This is a genomic window from Anaeromyxobacter oryzisoli, assembly GCF_022690765.1.
Lineage (GTDB): Bacteria > Myxococcota > Myxococcia > Myxococcales > Anaeromyxobacteraceae > Anaeromyxobacter > Anaeromyxobacter oryzisoli.
Map to the genome: position 1 here is coordinate 31,928 of NZ_JALCZA010000032.1, position 22,100 is coordinate 54,027.

12 protein-coding genes are annotated in these 22,100 nt (G+C 72.9%); 10 read left to right on the plus strand and 2 right to left on the minus strand.

What is annotated here, in order from left to right; translation table 11 throughout:
* Nucleotides 1-195: 195 nt before the first annotated feature.
* Genes fdh through MNZ27_RS11990 form a run of 5 tightly spaced genes read left to right on the plus strand, consistent with a single transcriptional unit; the run spans nt 196 to nt 7,974 of the window.
* Nucleotides 196-3,477: a formate dehydrogenase gene (fdh, locus tag MNZ27_RS11970; protein ID WP_242394307.1), complete on the plus strand. Its 3,282-nt coding sequence runs from the start codon at nt 196-198 to the stop codon at nt 3,475-3,477.
* Nucleotides 3,478-3,480: 3 nt separating this feature from the next.
* Entirely contained in the window at nt 3,481-4,410 is a 930-nt protein-coding gene (locus MNZ27_RS11975; RefSeq protein WP_242394308.1) for a 4Fe-4S dicluster domain-containing protein, read from the plus strand.
* Nucleotides 4,411-4,412: 2 nt separating this feature from the next.
* Nucleotides 4,413-5,603, plus strand: coding sequence for an NrfD/PsrC family molybdoenzyme membrane anchor subunit (gene nrfD / locus MNZ27_RS11980; protein ID WP_242394309.1), 1,191 nt, complete (start codon nt 4,413-4,415; stop codon nt 5,601-5,603).
* Nucleotides 5,587-6,603, plus strand: a complete 1,017-nt coding sequence (gene moaA / locus MNZ27_RS11985) for a GTP 3',8-cyclase MoaA (RefSeq protein ID WP_242394310.1) — start codon at nt 5,587-5,589, stop codon at nt 6,601-6,603. The genes nrfD and moaA overlap by 17 nt, the downstream gene beginning before the upstream one ends.
* Nucleotides 6,604-6,636: 33 nt before the next feature.
* Nucleotides 6,637-7,974, plus strand: coding sequence for an OFA family MFS transporter (locus MNZ27_RS11990; RefSeq protein ID WP_242394311.1), 1,338 nt, complete (start codon nt 6,637-6,639; stop codon nt 7,972-7,974).
* 60 nt (nt 7,975-8,034) lie between these two features.
* On the opposite strand, the gene MNZ27_RS11995 is transcribed toward MNZ27_RS11990, so the two are convergent.
* Nucleotides 8,035-9,522, minus strand: coding sequence for a glutamate synthase subunit beta (locus MNZ27_RS11995; protein WP_242394312.1), 1,488 nt, complete (start codon nt 9,520-9,522; stop codon nt 8,035-8,037).
* Nucleotides 9,523-9,573: 51 nt separating this feature from the next.
* Nucleotides 9,574-14,184, minus strand: coding sequence for a glutamate synthase large subunit (gene gltB, locus MNZ27_RS12000; protein ID WP_242394313.1), 4,611 nt, complete (start codon nt 14,182-14,184; stop codon nt 9,574-9,576).
* A gap of 321 nt (nt 14,185-14,505) precedes the next feature.
* Between gltB and MNZ27_RS12005 the strand changes: the two genes are divergently transcribed.
* The 5 genes from MNZ27_RS12005 (at nt 14,506) to MNZ27_RS24025 (ending at nt 21,900) form a co-directional block, all read left to right on the plus strand.
* A complete protein-coding gene (locus MNZ27_RS12005) occupies nt 14,506-15,555 on the plus strand; it encodes an ATP-dependent DNA ligase (RefSeq protein ID WP_242394314.1) in 1,050 nt (349 codons plus the stop codon).
* 476 nt (nt 15,556-16,031) lie between these two features.
* On the plus strand, nt 16,032-17,336 hold the full coding sequence (locus MNZ27_RS12010) for a cytochrome c biogenesis protein ResB (protein ID WP_242394315.1): 1,305 nt from the start codon (nt 16,032-16,034) through the stop codon (nt 17,334-17,336).
* Nucleotides 17,337-17,348: 12 nt separating this feature from the next.
* A complete protein-coding gene (gene ccsB, locus MNZ27_RS12015; protein WP_242394316.1) occupies nt 17,349-18,209 on the plus strand; it encodes a c-type cytochrome biogenesis protein CcsB in 861 nt (286 codons plus the stop codon).
* Nucleotides 18,210-18,610: 401 nt separating this feature from the next.
* A complete protein-coding gene (locus MNZ27_RS12020) occupies nt 18,611-20,287 on the plus strand; it encodes a methyl-accepting chemotaxis protein (RefSeq protein WP_242394317.1) in 1,677 nt (558 codons plus the stop codon).
* Between the two features lie 242 nt (nt 20,288-20,529).
* Entirely contained in the window at nt 20,530-21,900 is a 1,371-nt protein-coding gene (locus MNZ27_RS24025; protein ID WP_242394318.1) for a response regulator, read from the plus strand.
* Nucleotides 21,901-22,100: the final 200 nt, after the last annotated feature.

Below are 22,100 nucleotides of genomic sequence, written 5' to 3' on the forward strand. Positions count from 1 at the left end.
CGACGAGCTCTCAGGCCGACCCGCGTGAGCGGGGCGGCGGGTGGGGTGAAGCGCCCGAATTCACTTCGGGCGCGAGGGGCGGGCGACGGCCCGCCCCTCCGGATGGTCAAGGCCCGTCGATTGTTCGACGGGCCTCGAGCCCGCGTTGCCTCTTGGCGTGCGCCCCCCCAGCTTCTCCGCCGGGGGGAATTTTCCATGGCCAAGGTCCCGATCCTGAGCGAGTGGCCCGTGCTGCGCCAGCTGCGGGCGGGCGACGCGTCGGGCCTCGGCGCCACGGCGGCGAGCGAGCGGACGCGCACCCTCGCCCCGCGCACCGCGTCCGCGGACCGCGTCGCGCGCTCGGTCTGCCCGTACTGCGCCGTGGGCTGCGGCCAGCTCGTGTACGTGAAGGACGGGAAGATCATCGACCTCGAGGGCGATCCCGACTCCCCCGTGTCCCAGGGCTGCCTCTGCCCCAAGGGCGCCGCGACCTTCCAGCTCGTCACCGGCGCGCACCGGATGGAGCACGTGCTCTACCGCCGGCCGGGCGGCACGGCGTGGGAGCGGATCCCCCTCGACCGAGCCCTCGACATGGTCGCCGAGCGGGTGAAGCGGACGCGCGACGAGACCTGGCAGGAGCGGATCGAGGAGCCCGGCGCGGAGCACGAGGGCGCCCTCGTCCGGCGCACGCTCGGCATCGCCCACCTCGGCGGCGCGACGCTGGACAACGAGGAGAACTACCTCATCAAGAAGCTCTTCAGCGCCCTCGGCGTGGTGCAGGTGGAGAACCAGGCGAGGATCTGACACAGCTCGACGGTCCCCGGTCTGGGGATCTCGTTCGGCCGCGGCGGCGCGACCACCTTCCCGGCGGATCTGCAGAACTCCGACTGGATCGTCGTGCAGGGCTCGAACATGGCGGAGTGCCACCCGGTGGCGTTCCGCTGGGTGATGGAGGCGAAGAACCGCGGCGCGACCATCATCCACGTCGATCCGCGCTTCACCCGGACGAGCGCGGTCGCCGACCTGCACGTGCCCATCCGCCCCGGCTCGGACATCGCGTTCCTCGGCGGGATCATCCACCACGTGCTCGAGCACGACCTCTGGTTCAAGGAGTACGTCGAGCACTACACGAACGCGGCGACGATCGTGGACGAGGGGTTCCGGGACACCGAGGACCTCGAGGGGTTCTTCAGCGGGTTCGACCCGAAGACGAACAAGTACTCCTGGGAGACCTGGACCTACGAGGGCGTGGACGGCGTCGTCCCGGCCGCCGGGCACAAGGAGGTGTACGGCGAGAAGGGCGCCGGCCGGCACGACCTCCGCGGCACGAAGATGCTGCAGCGGAAGACCGATCCGACGCTCCAGCACCCGCGCTGCGTGTTCCAGCTCCTCAGGAAGCACTACGCCCGGTACACGCCGGAGCTGGTCGAGGCGACCTGCGGCATCCCGCGGGCGACGTTCCTCCGGGTCGCCGAGACGCTCGGCCGGAACTCGGGGCGGGACCGGACCGGCGCGTTCTGCTACGCCGTGGGGTGGACCCAGCACACGGTCGGGGTGCAGTACATCCGCACCGCGGCCATCCTGCAGCTCCTGCTCGGCAACATCGGCCGGCCCGGCGGCGGGATCATGGCGCTCCGCGGCCACACGTCGATCCAGGGCTCGACCGACATCCCCACCCTCTTCGACCTGCTCCCCGGATACCTGCCCATGCCGCACGCGGTGCTGCCGGACCGGGGCCTCGACCAGTACGTGAACAACAACGCGGCGGGCGTGGGCTGGTGGAGCGAGCTCCGCAAGTACGTCGTCTCGCTCTGCAAGGCCTGGTTCGGCGCCGCCGCCACCGCGGAGGACGACTGGCTCTTCGACGCGCTCCCGCGGCTCTCCGGCAACCACTCGCACATGACGACCGTCGCCGAGATGGCCGACGGGAAGGTGAAGGGCTACTTCGTCATGGGCGAGAACCCCACCGCCGGCTCGATGAACGGCGCCCTCCACCGCGAAGGGCTCCGGAAGCTCGACTGGCTGGTGGTCCGCGACTTCGCGCTCATCGAGACGGCCGAGTTCTGGCGCATCGCGCCCGAGATCGAGCGCGGCGAGGTTCGGACGGAGGACATCCGGACGGAGGTCTTCTTCTTCCCCGCCGCCGCCCACACCGAGAAGGATGGCTCCTTCACCAACACGCAGCGGATGCTGCAGTGGCACGAGCGGGCGATCGAGCCGCCCGGCGACTGCCGGAGCGACCTCCACTTCGTGTTCCACCTCGGCCGCCGGCTCAAGGCGCTCTACGCGGGCTCGCACGCCGAGCGCGACCGCGCCATCCAGGCGCTCACCTGGGACTACCCGACCCGCGGCGCGATCGAGGACCCGAGCGCCGAGGCGGTGCTCCGGGAGATCAACGGCTACACGGTCGCGGACGGCGAGCCGGTGCCGGGCTTCGCCGAGCTGGAGGCGGACGGCTCGACCGCGTGCGGCTGCTGGATCTACTCCGGGTGCTACAAGGACGGCGTGAACCAGCCGGCGCGGCGCAAGCCGCAGTCCGAGCAGCACTGGGTCGCGCCGGAGTGGGGGTGGGCCTGGCCGGCGAACCGCCGCATCCTCTACAACCGCGCCTCCGCGGACCCGGAGGGGCGCCCCTGGTCGGAGCGCAAGCGCTACGTCTGGTGGGACGAGGAGAAGAAGCTCTGGACCGGCTACGACGTCCCCGACTTCGTGAAGGACCGGCCGCCGTCGTACCGCCCGCCGCCGGAGGCCACCGGGATCGCGGCGCTCTCGGGGATCGATCCCTTCATCATGCAGGCGGACGGGAAGGGCTGGATCTTCGCGCCGTCCGGGCTGATCGACGGGCCGTTCCCGACGCACTACGAGCCCGAGGAGTCGGTCGTCGAGAACCCGCTCTACCCGCAGCAGTGCAACCCGACGCGGCTGGAGTGGAACCGGCGCGACAACCCCTACCACTCGGCGCACCACGATCCGCGCTTCCCGTACGTGCTCACGACCTACCGGCTCACCGAGCACCACACCGCGGGCGGGATGAGCCGCTGGCTGGGCTGGCTCTCCGAGCTGCAGCCCGAGATGTTCTGCGAGGTGTCGCGCGCCCTCGCCGCGGAGAAGGGGCTGCGGAACGGCGGCTGGGCCACGATCACCACCGCGCGCGGGGAGATCGAGTGCCGGGTCCTCGTGACCGACCGGCTCCGCCCCCTCCGCCTGAAGGGCCGGGTCGTCCACACCATCGGCCTGCCGTACCACTGGAGCTACGTCGGGCGCGTGCGCGGCGACCCCGCGAACGAGCTCATCCCGTTCGTCGCGGACCCGAACGTCTCGATCCAGGAGTCGAAGGCGCTCACCGGCGACATCCGGGCCGGGCGCCACTCGCGAGGGAGGCGCGCCGCGACCGACGGCGTGGAGCTCCGCAGCCCCGAGCCCCGCGTCGCGCCCCCGCGCGACCTGCCCGGCCGCCGCACCGTCCTGCGCGCGCCGCCCGTCGAGCCGAAGAGGTGACCCATGCCCGAGGTGGGGTTCTTCACCGACACGACGCTCTGCATCGGCTGCAAGGCCTGCGAGGTCGCCTGCAAGCAGTGGAACCAGCTCCCCGACGACGGCTTCGAGTTCACCGGGATGAGCTACGACAACACCGGCCAGCTCGGCGCCTCCACCTGGCGGCACGTGGCGTTCGTCGAGCGCCCGGCCGAGCTGCCGGGCCAGGGGAGCCCGCGGGACGGCGTCGAGGCGGGCCACCGCGCCTTCGCCGAGCTCGCCCCGCTCGGCCAGGCCGCGCCGACGAGCCTCCTCCACGACATCGCGCCGACGCAGCTCCGGACGCCGGTGTCCCTCGGCCCCACCCAGGAGGCGCTCGCGGGCTTCTCCTGGCTGTTCCTCTCCGACGTCTGCAAGCACTGCGAGCGCGCCGGGTGCCTCGAGGCGTGCCCCACCGGCGCGATCCTCCGCACCGAGTTCGGCTCGGTGTACGTCCAGCCCGACGTCTGCAACGGCTGCGGCTACTGCGTCTCGGCGTGCCCCTTCGGCGTCGTCGAGCGGCGCGCGGACGACGGCCGCGCCTGGAAGTGCACGCTCTGCTACGACCGGCTCGAGGGCGGCCTCGTCCCGGCCTGCGCCAAGGCGTGCCCCACCGCCTCCATCCAGTTCGGCCCGCTCGACGCGCTCCGCGCGCGCGCCGCGGAGCGGGTGGATCAGCTCCGGGCGCGCGGCGTCGAGCAGGCGTACCTCTACGGCGAGGACGCGGCGAGCCAGCCCGGCACGCAGGGGCTGCACGCGTTCTTCCTGCTCTGCGACGAGCCCGAGGTGTACGGCCTGCCGCCGGATCCCGTGGTGCCCACCGCGAAGATCGTCCGGAGCTGGCGGGCGATGGCGACGGGCGTGCTCTCGCTCGCGGCGCTCGCGCTGGGCGCCGTCTTCACGGCGAGGAGGGTGTGACGATGCTGGATCCGCTCCAGGAGGCGCAGGCGAGCCGGGACCGCCGGGACATCGACCCGCGGGTGGGCGCGCTCCTCGGCGAGGCCGCCGCGCAGCGGGTCCGCGCGCGCGCGCCGGCGCCGCGCCGCGAGCCGGAGCGGCCCACGCCGGCGCAGGAGGCGGCGCCGTGGATCGAGGAGGGGCCCTCGTACCACGGCCTGCCGGTGCTGAAGGAGCCGGTGTGGGGGTGGGAGATCCCGACGTACTTCTTCACCGGCGGCCTCGCCGGCGCGACGGCGGTGCTCGGCGCCGCCGCCACCCTCGCGGGCGGGCGCGGCACCGGGACGCTCGTGCGCCGCTGCCGCCTCGTCGCGGCCGGCGGCGCGGCGCTCTCCGCCGCGCTCCTCGTCAAGGACCTGGGGCGCCCGGGCCGGTTCCTCGGCATGCTCCGGGTGTTCCGGCCGACCTCGCCCATGAACATGGGCACCTGGATCCTCTCTGCCTTCGGCGCCTGCGCCGGCCTCGCGGCGCTGCCCGCGCTCGCGCCCGGCGCCGCCGCGCTCGCCCCTGCGGCGGACGTGGCGGCCTACGGCGCGGCCGCCCTCGGCCTGCCGCTCGTCGGGTACACCGGGGTCCTCATCGCGAACACCGCCGTCCCGGTGTGGCAGCAGACCCGCAACACGCTGCCGATCCTGTTCGCCTTCTCCGGCGCGGTGAGCGCCGGGGGGCTCCTCGACCTCTGGGGGACGCCGGGCGCCGGCGGGGAGATGGCGCACCGCTTCGGCCTCGTGGCGAAGGGCGGCGAGCTCGCCCTCTCGAGGGCGCTGCACCGCGAGGCGCGGATCGTACCGCGCGTCGAGCGGGCGCTGCGGACGGGCCGCGGCGGCGCGCTCCTCGCCGCGGCGCGCACCCTGCTCGCCGCCTCGGCGCTCCTGGACCTGCTGCCGGGGCGCGGATCGAGGCTCCGCCGGGCCGCCTCCGGCGGGCTCGCGCTCGCCGGCACGCTGGCGATCCGCCTCGGCGTCGTCGCCGCGGGCCGGGCCTCCGCGCGCGATCCGCACGCCACCTTCGAGATGCAGCGGGCCGGGCGCGGCGCGGCCGAGCTCGCTAGGAAGGAGGAGGCCGCCCCCGGGGAGGCCGCCCCCGCGATGCCGTCGATCCCCGGCGTCGACGCGACCGGGAAGGAGTCGTCGCAGCATGGAGCCGCTCCCTGACGCCTCCGCGGCCCCCGCCCGCGGGGCCGACGACGCGCTGGCCGACGCCCAGGGCCGGCTGATCCGCTACCTGCGGATCTCGCTCACGGATCGGTGCAACTTCCGCTGCACGTACTGCTCGCCGGCGGAGCACGAGGCCGCCGACGGCCTGCTCTCCCGCGCCGAGCTCGCGCACCTCGTCCGGCTCTTCGCCGGCCTCGGGGTCCGCCGGATCCGGCTCACCGGCGGCGAGCCCACCCTCCGCAAGGACGTGGTGGAGATCGTCGCGGACGCGGCCGCCACGCCTGGCGTCGAGGACGTCGCCCTCACCACCAACGGCCACCGCCTGGACGAGCTGGTCGGCCCCCTCGTGCGGGCGGGGCTCGGCGCGCTCAACGTGTCGCTCGACACCCTGCGGCCCGAGCGGCTGCACGGGGTCTCGGGGAGGGGCGCGCGGCTCGAGCGGATCCTCGCGGGCCTCGACGCGGCGGCCGGCCGCTTCCGCTCGCTCAAGCTCAACACGGTGGTCATGCGCGGGGTGAACGAGGACGAGCTCGCAGCGCTGGTCCGCTACGCCTGGGATCGCGGGGCGCTGCCGCGCTTCATCGAGCAGATGCCCTTCGGCGGCGGCGCGCCGGTGCCGCTCGCCGAGGTCCGCGGGCGGCTCGGGGCGGAGGGCTTCGCGCTCACCCCCGACCCCTGGCGCGGCTGGGGCCCGGCGCGGCACATGCGGGCGCGCGACCGGGACGGCCGCGAGGGGCTCGTCGGGTTCATCGGGGCGATGACGGAGAACTTCTGCGAGGGCTGCAACCGCGCGCGCGTGACCGCCGACGGCGGGTTCCAGGCCTGCCTGGGCGGGCACGACCGGCCAGATCTGAGAGCCCTGCTGCGCGCCGGGGCGGACGACGCCGCGGTCGTGGCCGCGGTGCGCGGCGCGCTCGCGCGGAAGGCGCCGCGGCATCACATGGAGGAGGCGGGCGCGGGGCTGGTGCTGCTGCCGATGCGCGGCATCGGCGGCTAGCCCGGGGGGCCCGCCTCGGGGAGGGGGATCGACATGACGTCGAATCGCTGGGTGATCGCGGTCGCGGGCACCATCGCGATGGTGTGCCTCGGGACCGTCTACTCGTGGAGCCTCTTCACCGAGCCGCTCGTCGCGGCCTTCCGGTGGTCCAACTCGACCACCACCTGGGCCTTCGCCCTGGCCATCTTCTTCCTCGGGGTCGGCGCGATCATCGGCGGGCGCTGGCAGGACCGGCGCGGCCCGCGGCGGGTGGCGATCACCGGCGTCGTCCTGTGGGGCGTCGGCAACATCCTGGCCGGCCTCGGCACGGCCCGGCTCGGCGCGCCCTGGATCTACGCGACCTACGGCGTCCTCGGCGGGCTGGGGCTCGGCCTGGGGTACGTCACGCCCGTCGCGGCGGTGACGAAGTGGTTCCCGGAGCGGCGCGGCTTCGGCAGCGGCATGGTGGTGATGGGCTTCGGGCTCGGCGCGTTCGTCTACAACAACGTCCTGAAGGCGATCCCCCCGTTCGCCGCGGTCTCGAGGGAGGCGGGCCAGGTGCTCGCGGCGCGCGCCGGCGGCTCCACGGCGACGCTCTCCGCCGGCTCGACCTCGACGCTCATGCGGACCTTCTTCTGGTCGGGCGTGATCTTCGCCGTCGTCGGCGGGCTCTGCGCCTCGCTGGTCCGGAACCCGGTCGCCGCGGGCGCCCCGGCGCAGGCGACCGCGCCGGCCGCCACCGTCGCGGCCGCCCGCGACTACCCGCCGTCGGAGGCGCTCCGCACGCCGCAGTTCTGGGCGCTCTGGGCGATGCTCTTCCTGAACGTCACCGCCGGGATCCTGTTCATCTCGAACGCCGTGCCCATCATGCGCGAGCTGACCGGGGTCGAGCCCGGGACGGCGCTCGCGGTGTACGGCTTCATCGCGCTCTTCAACGGGCTCGGCCGGTTCTTCTGGGGGGCGCTCTCCGACCTGCTCGGCCGGAACCTCGCCTACGTCCTCATCTACGGGACGCAGGTGGTGATCTTCTTCGTGGTGGGCGGGATCCACGCGCTCCCGGCGGTCGCGACGCTCTTCGCGATCGTGCTCCTCGACTACGGCGGGGGCTTCGGGACGATGCCGTCCTTCACCGCCGACTACTTCGGCACGAAGTACATGGGCGTGAACTACGGGTGGATCCTCCTCGCCTGGGGCGTGGGGGGGATCGTCGGGCCGATCTTCGTCGCGCGGGTGAAGGACGTGACGGGGACGTTCTCCGGCGCGCTCCCCGTCATCGCGATCATGCTGCTCGTCTCGATGGTGCTCCCCATCGTGACGCGGCGGCCGGGCGCCGCCCGCGATCGCGCGCACCGCTGGCAGCACCTCGTGCCCCCGCGGCGCGTGCACGCGTGAGGTGGCGGCGGGGTGGCGGCGAGGCCGGGCCGCTCGGGCCCGGCCGCGCCGCTCGCGGCGCTACGGCGGGAGGACGGTCTCGCCGTACGAGAGGTACCGGTCCACCGCCTGGGCCGCCTGGCGCCCCTCGCGGATCGCCCACACCACGAGCGACTGCCCCCGGGCCATGTCGCCGGCGGCGAAGATGCCGGGCACGCTCGTCATCTTGTGCTCGTCGGTCCACACGTTGCCGCGATCGTCGAGCTTCACCCCGAGCTGCTGGAGGAGCGGCTTCTCGGGGCCGACGAAGCCGAGGGCGAGCAGCACGAGGTCCGCGGCGATGATCCGGTCGGTGCCCGGGATCTCCTTCGGCCCGAAGCGGCCGTCCGGGCCCTTCGTCCACTCCACCTCGACGAGGTGCAGCTCCTTCACGCTCCCGCTGCCGCCGCCGAGGAAGCGCTTCGTGAGGGCGCAGAAGCGGCGCGGGTCGTGGCCGAAGACCGCCTTCGCCTCCTGCTGGCCGTAGTCGGTCTTCAGGACCTTCGGCCACTGCGGCCACGGGTTGTTCGGCGCGCGCTCATCGGGCGGCCGGGCGAGGATCTCGAGCTGGGTGACGCTCGTCGCGCCGTGGCGGATCGCGGTGCCCACGCAGTCCGTGCCGGTGTCGCCGCCGCCGATCACCACGACGTGCTTCCCCTTCGCGGAGATGTACTGCCCGTCGGCGTGGTTCGAGTCGAGGAGCGACTTCGTGTTCGCGCGGAGGAAGTCCATCGCGAGGTGGATGCCCTGCAGGCTCCGCCCCTCGATGGGCAGGTCGCGCGCCTGGGTGGCGCCGCCGCAGAGGACCACCGCGTCGTAGTCCCGCGGGAGCCGGTCGGCGGGGATGTGCTTGCCGATCTCGGTCTCGGTGACGAAGCGGACCCCCTCGTCCGCCATCAGCTTCACGCGGCGCTCGACCACCCGCTTGTCGAGCTTCATGTTCGGGATGCCGTACATGAGCAGCCCGCCGATCCGGTCCGCCCGCTCGAACACCGTCACGGCGTGGCCGGCCTTGTTGAGCTGCTGCGCGCAGGCGAGGCCCGACGGGCCGGAGCCGATCACCGCGACCCGCTTGCCGGTGCGGACCGACGGCGGCTGCGGCTTCACGTAGCCCTTCGCGAACGCGTGGTCGACGATCTCCTGCTCGATCATCTTGATCGTGACCGGCGGGTCGTTGATGCCGAGCGTGCAGCTCCCCTCGCACGGCGCGGGGCAGACGCGCCCGGTGAACTCGGGGAAGTTGTTCGTCTTGGCGAGGCGGATGTACGCCTCCTCCCACAGGCCGCGGTAGACGAGGTCGTTCCACTCGGGGATCAGGTTGTTCACCGGGCAGCCCGACGCCATGCCGGCGATGAGCTTGCCCGAGTGGCAGAACGGGATCCCGCAGTCCATGCAGCGGGCGCCCTGCTGGCGGAGGGTCTCCTCCGAGTACGGAGGGTGGTCCTCCTTCCAGTCCTTGATCCGCTCGAGGGGAGCCCGCTCGTGCTTCGGCTCCCGCGGGTACTCCATGAATCCGGTCGGCTTTCCCATATCGTTCCGAGTGCGCTGAGCGTCGGCGCGCGGGGCGCGCCGAGGTCGAAGTTAGTTGCCGCCCACGCGCGCCGCGGCGTGCGTGTTCTCCTCGAACGCCGCGAGCTCCGCCTCCTCCCGCGAGAGCCCCTTCTCGCGCATCCGCGCCTGCGCCTCGAGCACGCGGCGGTAGTCGTGCGGCATCACCCGCACGATCTTCGCCAGCGTGCCGCGCCAGTGGGAGAGCAGGCGGCGCGCGTAGGCGCTCCCGGTGAGCGCCACGTGCTGCTCCACGAGGGCCTTCACCTCGGCGATCTCCGCCGGGTCCTCGAGCGGCTCGAGGCCGACGAGCTGCGTGTTGCAGCGCGACGCGAACTGCCCGTCCACGTCGAGCACGTAGGCGACGCCGCCCGACATGCCCGCCGCGAAGTTCCGGCCCGTCGACCCGAGCACGACGACCTTGCCGCCGGTCATGTACTCGCAGCCGTGGTCCCCGACGCCCTCGACCACCGCCGAGACGCCGGAGTTCCGGACGGCGAACCGCTCGCCGGCGAGGCCGCGGATGAACGCCTGGCCGCCCGTGCCGCCGTAGAGGGCGACGTTCCCGACGATGATGTTCTCCTCGGGGACGAAGGTCGCCTCCGGCGGCGGGAACACCACGATGCGCCCGCCGGAGAGCCCCTTGCCGCAGTAGTCGTTCGAGTCGCCCTCGAGGACGAGGGTCATCCCGGTCGGGATGAACGCGCCGAAGGACTGGCCCGCCGAGCCCTTGAAGTGGAAGTGGATGGTGTCGTCCGGCAGGCCCGCCGCGCCGTAGCGGCGCGTGACCTCCGAGCCGGTCATCGTGCCCACCACGCGGTTCGTGTTCCGGATGGGCAGCGTCGCCCGGACCGGCTGCTTCGCGTCGAGCGCCGGCTTCGCGAGGTCGAGGAGCACCGTCGCGTCGAGCGTCTTGTCGATGCCGTGGTCCTGCGGGATCTGGCAGGTCCGCCCGTAGTGCTTCGGCACCGTCGGCTTGAAGAGGATCCGGCTGAAGTCGAGGTTCCGGGCCTTCCAGTGGTCGATCGCCCGGCGCATCTCGATCCGCTCGGACCGGCCCACCATCTCGTCGATGGTGCGGTACCCGAGCTCGGCCATGTACTCGCGGACCTCCTGCGCGATGAACCGCATGAAGTTCACGACGTGGGCCGGGTCCCCGGTGAACCGGGCGCGGAGCCGGGGATCCTGGGTCGCGACGCCCACCGGGCAGGTGTTGAGGTGGCAGGCGCGCATCATGATGCAGCCGAGCACGACGAGCGGCGCGGTGGCGAAGCCGAACTCCTCGGCGCCGAGGAGCGCGCCGATCACCACGTCGCGGCCGGTCTTGAGCTGCCCGTCCACCTCGACGACGATGCGCGAGCGCAGGTCGTTCATCACCAGCACCTGGTGCGTCTCGGCGAGGCCGAGCTCCCAGGGGATGCCCGCGTGCTTGATCGAGGTGAGCGGCGAGGCGCCCGTGCCGCCGTCGTGTCCCGAGATCAGCACCACGTCGGCGTGAGCCTTGGCGACGCCGGCGGCGATGGTGCCGACGCCGACCTCGGCCACGAGCTTCACGCTGATGCGCGCCCGGTGGTTCGCGTTCTTCAGGTCGTGGATGAGCTGCGCCAGGTCCTCGATCGAGTAGATGTCGTGGTGCGGGGGCGGCGAGATGAGCCCCACGCCCGGCGTGGAGTGCCGGACCTTGGCGATCGGGGGGTAGACCTTCCCGCCGGGGAGCTGGCCGCCCTCGCCGGGCTTCGCGCCCTGCGCCATCTTGATCTGCAGCTCGCGGGCGTGGACGAGGTAGTCGCTCGTCACCCCGAACCGGCCGGAGGCGACCTGCTTGATCGCGGAGTTCTTCGAGTCGCCGTTCGGCAGCGCCTCGTAGCGCGCCGGGTCCTCGCCGCCCTCGCCGGTGTTCGACTTGCCGCCGATGCGGTTCATCGCGACGGCGAGCGCCTCGTGCGCCTCCTTCGAGATCGACCCGTAGCTCATCGCGCCGGTCTTGAAGCGGCGCATGATCGACTCGACCGGCTCGACCTCGTCGATGGGCACCGGCCGCGTGCCGGGGAGGAGGTCCATGAGGCCGCGCAGCGTCGCCAGGGTCCGCGACTGGTTGTCTACGAGCGCGGTGTACTCCTTGAACAGCTTGTAGTCGCCGGAGCGGCACGCGTACTGGAGCTTGTGGATCGTCTCCGGGTTGAACAGGTGGTACTCGCCGCCCGCCCGGTACTTGTACTGGCCGCCGGCGGGGAGGCTCGTGTGGTAGATGGGCCGCTTCGGCGGGAAGCCGCGCTCGTTGCGGAGCCGCGCCTCCTTCGCCACGACGTCGATGCCCACGCCGCCGACGCGCGTCGCGGTCCAGGTGAAGTACTCGTCGATGAAGTCCTGGTTCAGGCCGATGGCCTCGAACACCTGCGCGCCGTGGTAGCTCTGGACCGTGCTGATCCCCATCTTGGAGATCACCTTCACGATCCCCTTGTTCACGGCCTTCACGTACTTCTTCTCGGCCTCCTGGGCCGGGCCGGGGATGAGCCCCTGCTGCACCTGGTCGTGGATGGTCTCGAACGCGAGGTACGGGTTCACCGCGGAGGCGCCGTAGCCCACGAGGAGCGCGAAGTGGTGCACCTCGCGCGGCTCGCCGGACTCGAGGATGAGGCCGATGCGGGTGCGGGTCCCCTCGCGGATGAGGTGGTGGTGCACCGCGGAGACCGCGAGGAGCGACGGGATGGGCGCGTCGTCGGCGTCGTGGCCGCGGTCGGAGAGGATGATGATGTTCGCCCCCTCGGAGATGCACTCCGAGGCCTTGGCGCGGACGTCCTCGATCGCCTTGCGGAGCGCGGCCCCGCCGCCGCTGGCGCGGAACAGGATCGGGAGCGTCACCGCCCGGAGCCCCTTCGAGGCGGCGCCGCCGTCGAGGGCGCGGATCTTCTCGAGCTCCTCGTTGCGGATCACCGGGGTGGGCAGCGCGAGCTGGCGCGCGGACTCCGCGGTCGGCTCGAGGAGGTTGCCCTCCGGGCCGACGGCGGTCTCCACCGCCATGATGATCTCCTCGCGGATCGCGTCCACCGGCGGGTTCGTGACCTGCGCGAAGAGCTGCTTGAAGTAGTTGAAGAGCGGCTGCGGCTTGTCCGACAGGACCGCGAGCGGCGTGTCGGTGCCCATCGAGCCGATCGGCTCCGCGCCGTCGGACGCCATGGGCGTGATGAGCATCTTCACGTCCTCGGCGGTGTAGCCGAAGACCTCCTGCCGCCGGAGCACCGTCTCGTGGTCCGGCTCGATGACGCGCGCCGGCTTCGGCAGCTCGTCGAGCCGCACGGTGTACTGCGAGAGCCACTCGGCGTACGGGTGCTCCTCGGCGATCCGCTCCTTCAGCTCGTCGTCCGAGACGATCCGCCCCGCCTGCGTGTCCACGAGGAAGAGGCGCCCGGGCTGGAGCCGGCCCTTGGTGAGGATCCGCTCGGGCGGGATGTCGAGGACGCCGACCTCGGACGCCATGACGACGAGGTCGTCCTTCGTCACGTAGTAGCGGCTGGGGCGCAGGCCGTTGCGGTCGAGCACCGCGCCGACCCGGATGCCGTCGGTGAACGCGATGGACGCCGGGCCGTCCCACGGCTCCATCAGGCAGGAGTGGAACTCGTAGAACGCCCGCTTGCTCGGGCTCATCGTCGCGTCGCGGCTCCACGGCTCCGGCACCATCATCATGATGGCGTGCGGCAGCTCGCGGCCCGAGAGCGTGAGCAGCTCGAGCACGTTGTCGAACATCGCCGAGTCGGAGCCCTCGGTGTCGACGACCGTGAGGATCTTCCCGAGATCGTCGCCGAAGAGCTTCGAGCGCATCATCGACTGGCGCGCGTGCATCCAGTTGACGTTGCCCCGCAGCGTGTTGATCTCGCCGTTGTGCGAGATGTAGCGGTACGGGTGCGCGCGCGACCACGACGGGAACGTGTTCGTCGAGAACCGCGAGTGCACCATCGCGAGGCCCGTCGCGATCGCGGGCTGGGCGAGGTCGAGGTAGAACTCGCGGAGCTGCCCGGCGTTCAGCATCCCCTTGTAGACCAGGGTCTTGTACGAGAGCGACGGGACGTAGAAGTGCGTCCGCCCCGGGATCGCCGAGCGGGAGATCCGCTTCTCGACGAGGCGGCGGACCGCGTAGAGCTTGCGCTCGAACGCGGCGGCATCGGGGACGTCCGGGCCGCGGCCGACGAAGATCTGACGGATGACGGGCTGGCTCGCGCGGGCGGTCGGGCCGAGGGAGGCGTTGTCGGTGGGGACGTCGCGCCAGCCGAGGACCCGCTGCCCCTCGCCGCGGACCACCTCCTCGAACGCCCGCACGCACGCGTCGCGCCCCGCCTCGTTCGGCGGCAGGAACACCATCCCGGCGGCGTACTCGCCCGGCCCCGGGAGCTTCACGCCGAGCTTCGCCGCCTCGGCGGCGAGGAACGCGTGCGGCGTCTGGACGAGCAGGCCCGCGCCGTCGCCGGTGTTCTTCTCGGCGCCGGCCGCGCCGCGGTGCTCGAGGTTCACGAGCACCTGGAGCGCCTGCTCCACGATCTGGTGGGAGGCGCGGCCCTTGATGTCGGCCACGAAGCCGAACCCGCAGGCGTCCTTCTCGTCGTGCGGATCGTAGAGGCCCTGCCGCGGGGGATATCCAGTCTCGATCATCTTCACCGTCGTCCTTCGTGGAAAGCGGGCCGCGACCGCGCGCGAGGTTCGCGCTCGGCCGATGCCATCGAGGGCTGTTCGGGATGGATCACCCTGCGTTCCACGGATCCGCCTCGCCGGACCCGCGGGCGCCGCGTCCACGCCACGGACGCGCGCACGACTCGTCTTCGAACATGGAAGGGTCAGTTTTGCCAACCTGCCCCTTCATCGTCAAGCCCCGGTCACTGCACGGTTTTTGGGCTTGCTGCCTCGTTTTTGGGCAACCCCTCGGCCGGTTGCGCGCGCGAGAGGCGGACTCCAACATCGATCCGGGGGCTCGCAGTGGAGTGGCCACAGCTCGATCTGCCGATCCGGCCGCCGTTCCCGCCGATGGAGGCGCGGCTCGCGGAGGCGCTGCCCGCCGCCGGCGACTGGCAGTTCGAGCCGAAGTGGGACGGCTTCCGGTGCCTCGTGTTCGTCCAGGGCGCCCGGGCGGCGCTCCAGTCGAAGGCCGGCCAGCCGCTCGGCCGCTACTTCCCGGAGCTGGTCGAGGCGGTCGAGGCGATCCCCTTCCACTCGCTCGTGCTCGACGGGGAGATCGTGATCCCGACGGAGGGCGGCTCGTCGTTCGAGGCGCTCCTCCAGCGGATCCACCCCGCCGCGTCCCGCGTCCGGCGCCTCGCCGCGGAGACGCCGGCCCGGTTCGTCGTGTTCGACCTGCTCGTCGGCCCCGACGGGAGGGACCTCACCGGCGAGCCGATCGAGGTCCGCCGGTCCGTCCTCGAGCGGATCATCGGGCGGCTCCCGACCGCCTTCGTGCTGTCGCCGGCGAGCCGGCTGCGCAGCGACGCCGAGGCCTGGCTCCACGGCGTCGCGGGGACGGACGGCGTCGTGGCGAAGCCGCTCGGCCATCCGTACCGGGCCGGCGCGCGCGACATGGTGAAGGTGAAGCGCGAGGAGACGCTCGACGCGGTGGTGGGCGGCTTCCGCCGCGGGCAGGAGGGCGGACCGCCCGCGTCCCTCCTCCTCGGCCTGCTCGACGAGGCGGGGCGGCTCCAGTACGTCGGCCATACCACCCTCGCCCATCGCGACCGGGAGGCGTTCGCGCGCCTCCTCGCGCCGCTCTCGGATCCCGCGAGCGACGCGGCGCGCCACGCGGGGCTCGGCTTCACCGGAGCGGCGCCGGGCGGCCCGTCGCGCTGGGCGCGCGACCGCTCGACCGAGTGGACGCCCGTCGCGCCGACGGTGGTCGTGGAGGTGTCGTACCGGCACGCATCCGAGGGGCGGCTCCGCCACGGCGCGCGGTTCGTGCGGCTCCGGCCCGACAAGTCGCCCGAGCTGTGCACCCTCGACGCGCTCGATCCGCGGATAGACCCGATCGTCCCACCGTGACGGCGACGCGGCACGCCCGCGGACCGTGATCCCCTCCGCCGCACGCCCGCGGACCGTGATCCCCTCCGCCCTGGGGGCGTGGCCGGCCACGGTCGGTGAGGTCGGTCGTCGGTCGGCCATGGTCCCTCATGGCTGGCCCTCCCTCCGGCTCACAGGGCCCCTGCGGGCACATGCCGCATGCCTTCGGGGAAGGGGATACCCGGGCGATCGGTTACCTTCGCGTCCGTGCCCGGGCCGGGACCTTCCGCCGCGCAGCGTTTGCGCCGCCCCTCCCCCGCTCTGCTTTTCCTGCGGGGTTCCGGGCGAGTGGAGCGTCGGGTTGTCATCGATCACATGAGCTTGGACGCCTTCCGCAGGGCACGCCGCTTGCTCGACGGGGCCGTCACGGAGGTCACAACTTGAACTCGAACGCATCATCTCCACCCCCGGCGGCCGGGGCACCCGCCGCGGGCTCGGCCACCGACCTCGAGGTCCGGGTGACCGCGATCCTGGTCACGGCGGCGGTCCTGCTCGGCATGGTGCTGCAGGTCTTCATCCCGCCGGGCCCCGTGACCCTCGTCGCCGCGAGCGTGCTCGCCGGCGCGGTGCTGATCGTCGTCTCGCTGCTGGCGCCGGGACGCCTGCGGGCCACGCTGTCCGGGTTCCGGTTCACCTCCACCCTGCTCGTGGTCCTCGCCGTGATGGCGATCGGCGGGACCCTCATCCTCCAGGGCAAGCCGCCCGAGGAGTACGCCACCCGCTACGGCGGGTTCGGAGCGATCATCGTCGCGCTCCGGCTCGACGACATCTTCCACGGCCTGCCCTTCGCGCTCGTCATGGCGCTCTTCGTCGCCGCGGTGATCTCGTCGGCGACGCTGCGCTGGCCGGTGAAGGCCCGCAACGCCGGGTTCTTCATCGCCCACGTCGGCCTCCTCACCTCGCTCGTCGGCGCGGGCGCGTCCACGCTGCTCGCGCGCCGCGGGATGATCTGGCTGCCGGAGGGCGGGGACTCCGCCAGCGCGGTGATGGTCGAGAAGGGGCCGACCGCGGGGCAGCCGGCGCCGCTCGGGTTCGACATCCGGCTCGACAAGTTCGACCTCGATCGGTACGCCTCCGAGTACCGGATCGGCTTCTACGTCGCCGAGCCGGGCCGCGACGAGCAGGGGCGCGAGGTGATGGCGACCCGGCTCAAGACCAGCTTCGACGCCTGCGCGGACGGCGCCCGCTGCCAGAAGCCCGACACCTCGAAGCACGTGCTCCCGGGGGGCGACACCTTCCGCGTGAAGGCCTGGTACCCGGACTACGCTCGCGTCGCGCGGCCGACGGGCATCGAGCACGGCACCCTGTCGAACCAGTGGCGGAACCCCGCGGCGCTGGTCGAGTGGACCGTGAACGGCCAGACGCGCGAGGAGCTGGTGCTCGCGTCGCGCCCGCAGTGGCTGCTGGTCCAGCCCCCGCGCTCGGCGCTGCTGTTCGAGAAGCGCGAGGAGGAGGCGAAGGCGTACACCTCGCACGTGACGGTGACGCGCAACGGCGAGACCCGCACCGGGATCGCCACGGTGAACGCCCCGCTCACCGTCTTCGGCTGGACCTTCTACCAGAACTCGTACCAGCCGGCCGGCGGGCCCGGCCACATGATGAGCGGCCTCGAGGCGGTGCACGACCCGGGCGTCCCGTGGGTCTTCACCGGCTTCTTCCTCATCAGCGTGGGCGTCGCCTACATGTTCTACGTCGAGCCGCGGCTCAAGGCCCGCAAGTCCGCCGCCGCCGCGGCCGCGTCCACCACCGCCCGGGCCGCGTAGGAGATCCCTGACATGCTCCAGTACGTCCTCGCCGAGCACCCGTTCTTCGTCGCCACCGGCGCGCTGTACGCCGCCGCGATGGCCTTCTACGCGGCCGCCTGGAGGTCCACGAAGGCGCTGGTGGGCCGCGTCGGCACCGCGCTGATGTGCGTGGCGCTCCTCGCCAACCTCGGCCTCATCGTCCAGCGCTGGATCGAGGCCGACCGCGCGCCGTTCAAGTCGCTGTTCGAGTCGCTGGTGTTCTTCGCGTTCACCACCGGCGTCGTGTACCTCGTGTGGGAGCGGCTCTACCGGACGCGCGTGTTCGGCGCGATGGCGATGCTCCTCTCCCTCGGGATCATCGGGTACGCGCTCTCGAAGTGGGACGCGGAGATCGTGAAGCTCCCGCCGGCGCTCCAGTCCGCCTGGTTCGTGCCGCACGTGGTCGTCTACTTCGTGGGCTACGCGGCGGTCGGCCTCGCGGCCGGGCTCGCGGCGATCCAGCTCCTCGCCCCGCGCGTCCCGCTCGTCCAGCGCATCGTCTCGATGAAGGCGGGCACGATCCTGAGCGGCGAGGCGCTCGACCTCGACAAGATGACGTACGAGCTCGTCCGGTTCGGGTTCGTGCTCCTCACCGTCGGCCTCCTGGTCGGCTCGGTCTGGGCGAAGAGCGCCTGGGGCGACTTCTGGGTGTGGGACCCGAAGGAGAACTGGTCACTCGTGACCTGGCTCGTCTACGGCGCCTACCTGCACCTGCGGCGCGTCCGGAACTGGCGCGGCGATCGCGCCGCCTGGCTCTGCCTCCTCGGCTTCTCGGTGGTGATGTTCACCTACCTCGGGATGAAGTTCCTCCCGACCGCCGACGCGAGCGCCCACGTGTACAGCGGCGAGTAGCGTCCTCGGTCGTTCGTCGTCTCCGCGCCGTCCGGTCACGCGACCGGGCGGCGCTTTCGTTTCGGGGCGCCCGCGGCCGCTGCCCGCGCGCTCGCAGCGCCGCCCACGCGCTGCCGCGCGCGGCGTCCGGTGACGACCCCGGGGCGGGCGGAACCCCCCGGGACGTGGCGCACCGGCCCGTCCCCGACGAGGAGCGGGATCTTCCGCCCACGCTCGCCAACCATTTGCAAGTGCAAGGATGTCGCACGCGATGATGACTCATCGTGCGTCCCGCGGCATCTCCCTGGCGCGCGTGGCATCGCCGGTGCAGCCGCCCATCGGCGCGAAGGCGCGTGGGGGCACGCCCGGTTCTCGATCTCGCCAGCCGCGCACGCGCGAGCCGAGCGGAAGGGAGACGCACCATGACCTGGCTGAACAACCTCAAGGTCCGGACGCGGCTGCTCGCGGTGTTCCTCTTCATGGCCGCCATCACCGCGGTGGTGGGCATCACCGGCATCGAGAACATGGCGACCATGAGCGGGCTGTCCGGCGACATGTACGAGCGCGAGGTCCTCGGCCTCTCGTACGTGAAGGAGGCCGACATCCAGATCTCGGCCCTGGTGCGGGCGGAGAAGAACCTGCTCCTCGCCTCGAGCGAGGCGCAGCGCCGCGAGTTCCTCGAGCGGCACGACGCGTGCGAGCGGAAGGTGCTCGCGGCCTTCGAGAGCGCGGCGCCCCTCATCCGGTCGCAGGAGGGGAAGGACGCACTGGCCCGGGCCCGCAGCGCCTGGGACGCCTACCTCCCCATCAGCAAGAAGGTGCGGGACCTGGCGCTCTCCGAAGGCCTCCAGCTCGATCGTCCCGCGGTCGAGCTCTCGATGGGGCCGGCGCACGAGGCCCTCGCGGCGGTCGACGCCGCCCTCGCCGACGTCGTGAACATCAAGGAGACGCACGCCAAGGCGTTCTACGAGGAGACCCTCGCGCTCTACCGGCAGAGCCGGTTCTACATGGTCCTCCTCATCGTCGGGAGCGTCCTCGCCGGCGTCGTGCTCGGGGTGGTGATCACGACCGGGCTCACCCGGCAGCTCGGCGGCGAGCCGGCCTACATCGCGGAGGTGGCGCGCCGGATCGCGGAGGGCGACCTCACCGTGAAGATGGAGTCCGGGCTCGCCCGGGACACCGGGGTGTTCGCGGCCATGAAGGCGATGGTCGAGAAGCTGACCGGCGTCATCGGCGAGGTGCGCGGCGGCGCGGACGCGCTGACCGCGGCGGCGGGCCAGGTGTCGGTGACCTCGCAGGCGCTGTCGCAGGGCACCGGCGAGCAGGCCGCCTCCGTCGAGGAGACCACCTCGTCGCTCGAGGAGATGAACGCCTCGATCGGGCAGAACGCCGAGAACGCGCGGCAGACCGAGCGGATGTCGAAGGAGGGCGCCGAGCAGGGCGCGGAGAGCGCCCGCGCCGTCGCCGAGACCGTCTCGGCCATGAAGGAGATCGCCGAGCGGACCTCGATCATCGAGGAGATCGCGTACCAGACGAACCTCCTCGCCCTCAACGCGGCGATCGAGGCGGCCCGCGCCGGCGAGCACGGCAAGGGGTTCGCGGTGGTGGCGGCCGAGGTCCGCAAGCTGGCGGAGCGGTCCCAGAAGGCGGCGAAGGAGATCGGCGAGCGGGCCGGGACCAGCGTGAAGGTGGCGGAGCGGAGCGGGCAGCTCATCGAGGCGCTGGTGCCGTCCATCCGCAAGACCGCCGACCTGGTCCAGGAGGTCGCGGCCGCCAGCCAGGAGCAGTCCGCCGGCATCGGCCAGGTCTCGAAGGCGATGGCCATCGTGGACGAGGTCACGCAGCGGAACGCGTCCGCGGCCGAGGAGCTGTCGTCCACCGCCGAGGAGATGTCCTCCCAGGCGGAGTCGCTCCAGCAGCTCATGGACTTCTTCCGGGTGGAGGAGACCCAGGTCGCGGCCGTCCACCGGATCCGCGTCCCGAAGGCCGTGGCGCCGGTGCACCCGGTCGCGCCGATGTCGCTGCCCCACCCGCTGACGTACCCGGCGCATGCCGACGCCGCGGCGGCGGACAGCGAGCGCGGGTTCCACCGGTTCTGACTGCGCGCGCTCGCCCGGAGCGCGTTTCACCCAGGGTCGTGACCTCCCACCCCGGCCGCCGCTCGGGATCGAGCCCCGCGGCCGCCGGGCGCGCCGGAGGCGTCCCGAGGGGACGGGACGCCCGTCGGCGCGCTCGTCCCGCTCGCGCGGGACGCGGGGCGCCACGCGAGGCGGCACGCGGGTTGCGATGGAGCTCCTCCGGGGACCCACGCTGGAGCCCGGGATCGGGCGGGAGGTGACCGGTGGACTCGGAGTGGCTCGTCGTGTTCGGCTCGGCGGAGGGAGATCGCCTCCGCCGCGTGGCGGAGCTCATCTGCTCCTTGCCGAGGCTGTGCGAGGGAGAGCTCGAGGAGTGCGACGCGGGGTACAGCCCTTCGGGCCACGTCCTGCTCGCGCTGCTCCGCTTCGGCCCGGGCGCGCCGGGCGACGCCATCCGGCAGCGGCTCGCGTTCTGGACCCAGCGCGAGCTCGGGCGCGCGGTCGAGCTCGAGCCCGGCGGCCTCGACGACGAGCGGCGGGACGCGCTGCTCGGACAGTGCGAGCGCACCGCCCGCGCGCTCTGGCCGGCGAGCGTCCCGATGGCGCTGGCGGAGCTCGTCGCCGGCGCGGTGCCCGCGCCGGAGCTCGTCGGCCGCCGTCACCCAGTGATGACGGTGGACCTCGACGCGAGCGGCGAGGTCGCCGCGAGCGAGGGGCAGGCCCGGGAGCTCTTCGTGCCGAGCGAGTGGCCGTTGCCGGTCGGCGACACGGTGGCGATGGCGTTCCGCGCGAGCGGTGCGATCCGCTCCTGCGAGGCGCGCGTGACGGCCGCGCCGGAGGGCGGCCCGGACGGCGCCTCGGCAGGGATCGTCCTCGAGCTGCTCACGCCGTCGGCCGACCTGCTCGCCCTCCTCGCCCTCCGCCTCGGCAGCGGGATGCGCCGCAGCCCGCGCTACGACGTGAACCTGGCGGTGCGCGTGACGGAGCCGGGGGACCGCGTCCGGCTCGAGTACGCGACGGAGGCGCAGTTCACCACCGACTACGTCGAGAACCTCTCCCAGGGCGGCGCGTTCGTCCGGACCGACCGGCCTCGGCCCGCGGGGGCCTCGGTGCAGCTCGAGCTGATCCTGCCTCGCGGGCGGGCGCTCGTGCTGCCGGCGGTCGTCGTGCACGCGCGCGCCGGCGGGATGGGCGTCCGGTTCGAGCTCGACCCCGCGCGCGAGGCCGCCCTCGGAGCGGAGATCTCCGAGCTCGCGCACGCGCAGCGCCGCGCCCTGATCGTGGACGACAGCGTTCTCGCGCGACGGCTCGTCGCCGACGCCCTCGGCGAGCGCGGCTTCTCGGTCACCGAGGCGTCCGACGGCCCCGCCGCGCTCCGCGCCCTCGAGGACCAGTTCGACGTCGTGGTCGCCGACCTGATCATGCCGGGGATGGGCGGGGAGGACCTGCTCGCGGAGATCCGGCGCCGCGCGCCCGACGAGGGGCCCGCGGTCGTGCTCGCCTCGGGCCGGCTCGACGACGAGACGCGCGAGCGGCTCGCGACGCTCGGCGCGGACCGGGTCGTGGACAAGAGCCTCGGGCCCGAGGGGATCGCGCGCGAGGCGGCGGAGGCGACGGAGAGCGGCCCCGGCTAAACGAGGGTTCGCGATTCGCGAACACCTTCGGTGTCGCGCCTCGCGCCCTCGTTTAGCCATGTTTACACGGGGGCTGCGCCCCCGCCCCGTCGAGCGAAGCTCGCCGGGGCCCCACCCCTGGCTCCGCGGGGCCCACGCGCGCTGGCGCGCGCTGTCCCGCGGGGAGGGGCGCTGCCCCTCCCCACCTGCGGTGGGGCCCC

Coding starts and splice junctions, on each gene's coding strand:
- MNZ27_RS11975 (WP_242394308.1), top strand. CDS start 3,481: ATGCCCGAGGTGGGGTTCTTCACCGACACGACGCTCTGCATCGGCTGC.
- nrfD (WP_242394309.1), top strand. CDS start 4,413: ATGCTGGATCCGCTCCAGGAGGCGCAGGCGAGCCGGGACCGCCGGGAC.
- moaA (WP_242394310.1), top strand. CDS start 5,587: ATGGAGCCGCTCCCTGACGCCTCCGCGGCCCCCGCCCGCGGGGCCGAC.
- MNZ27_RS11990 (WP_242394311.1), top strand. CDS start 6,637: ATGACGTCGAATCGCTGGGTGATCGCGGTCGCGGGCACCATCGCGATG.
- MNZ27_RS11995 (WP_242394312.1), bottom strand. CDS start 9,522: ATGGGAAAGCCGACCGGATTCATGGAGTACCCGCGGGAGCCGAAGCAC.
- gltB (WP_242394313.1), bottom strand. CDS start 14,184: ATGATCGAGACTGGATATCCCCCGCGGCAGGGCCTCTACGATCCGCAC.
- ccsB (WP_242394316.1), top strand. CDS start 17,349: ATGCTCCAGTACGTCCTCGCCGAGCACCCGTTCTTCGTCGCCACCGGC.
- MNZ27_RS12020 (WP_242394317.1), top strand. CDS start 18,611: ATGACCTGGCTGAACAACCTCAAGGTCCGGACGCGGCTGCTCGCGGTG.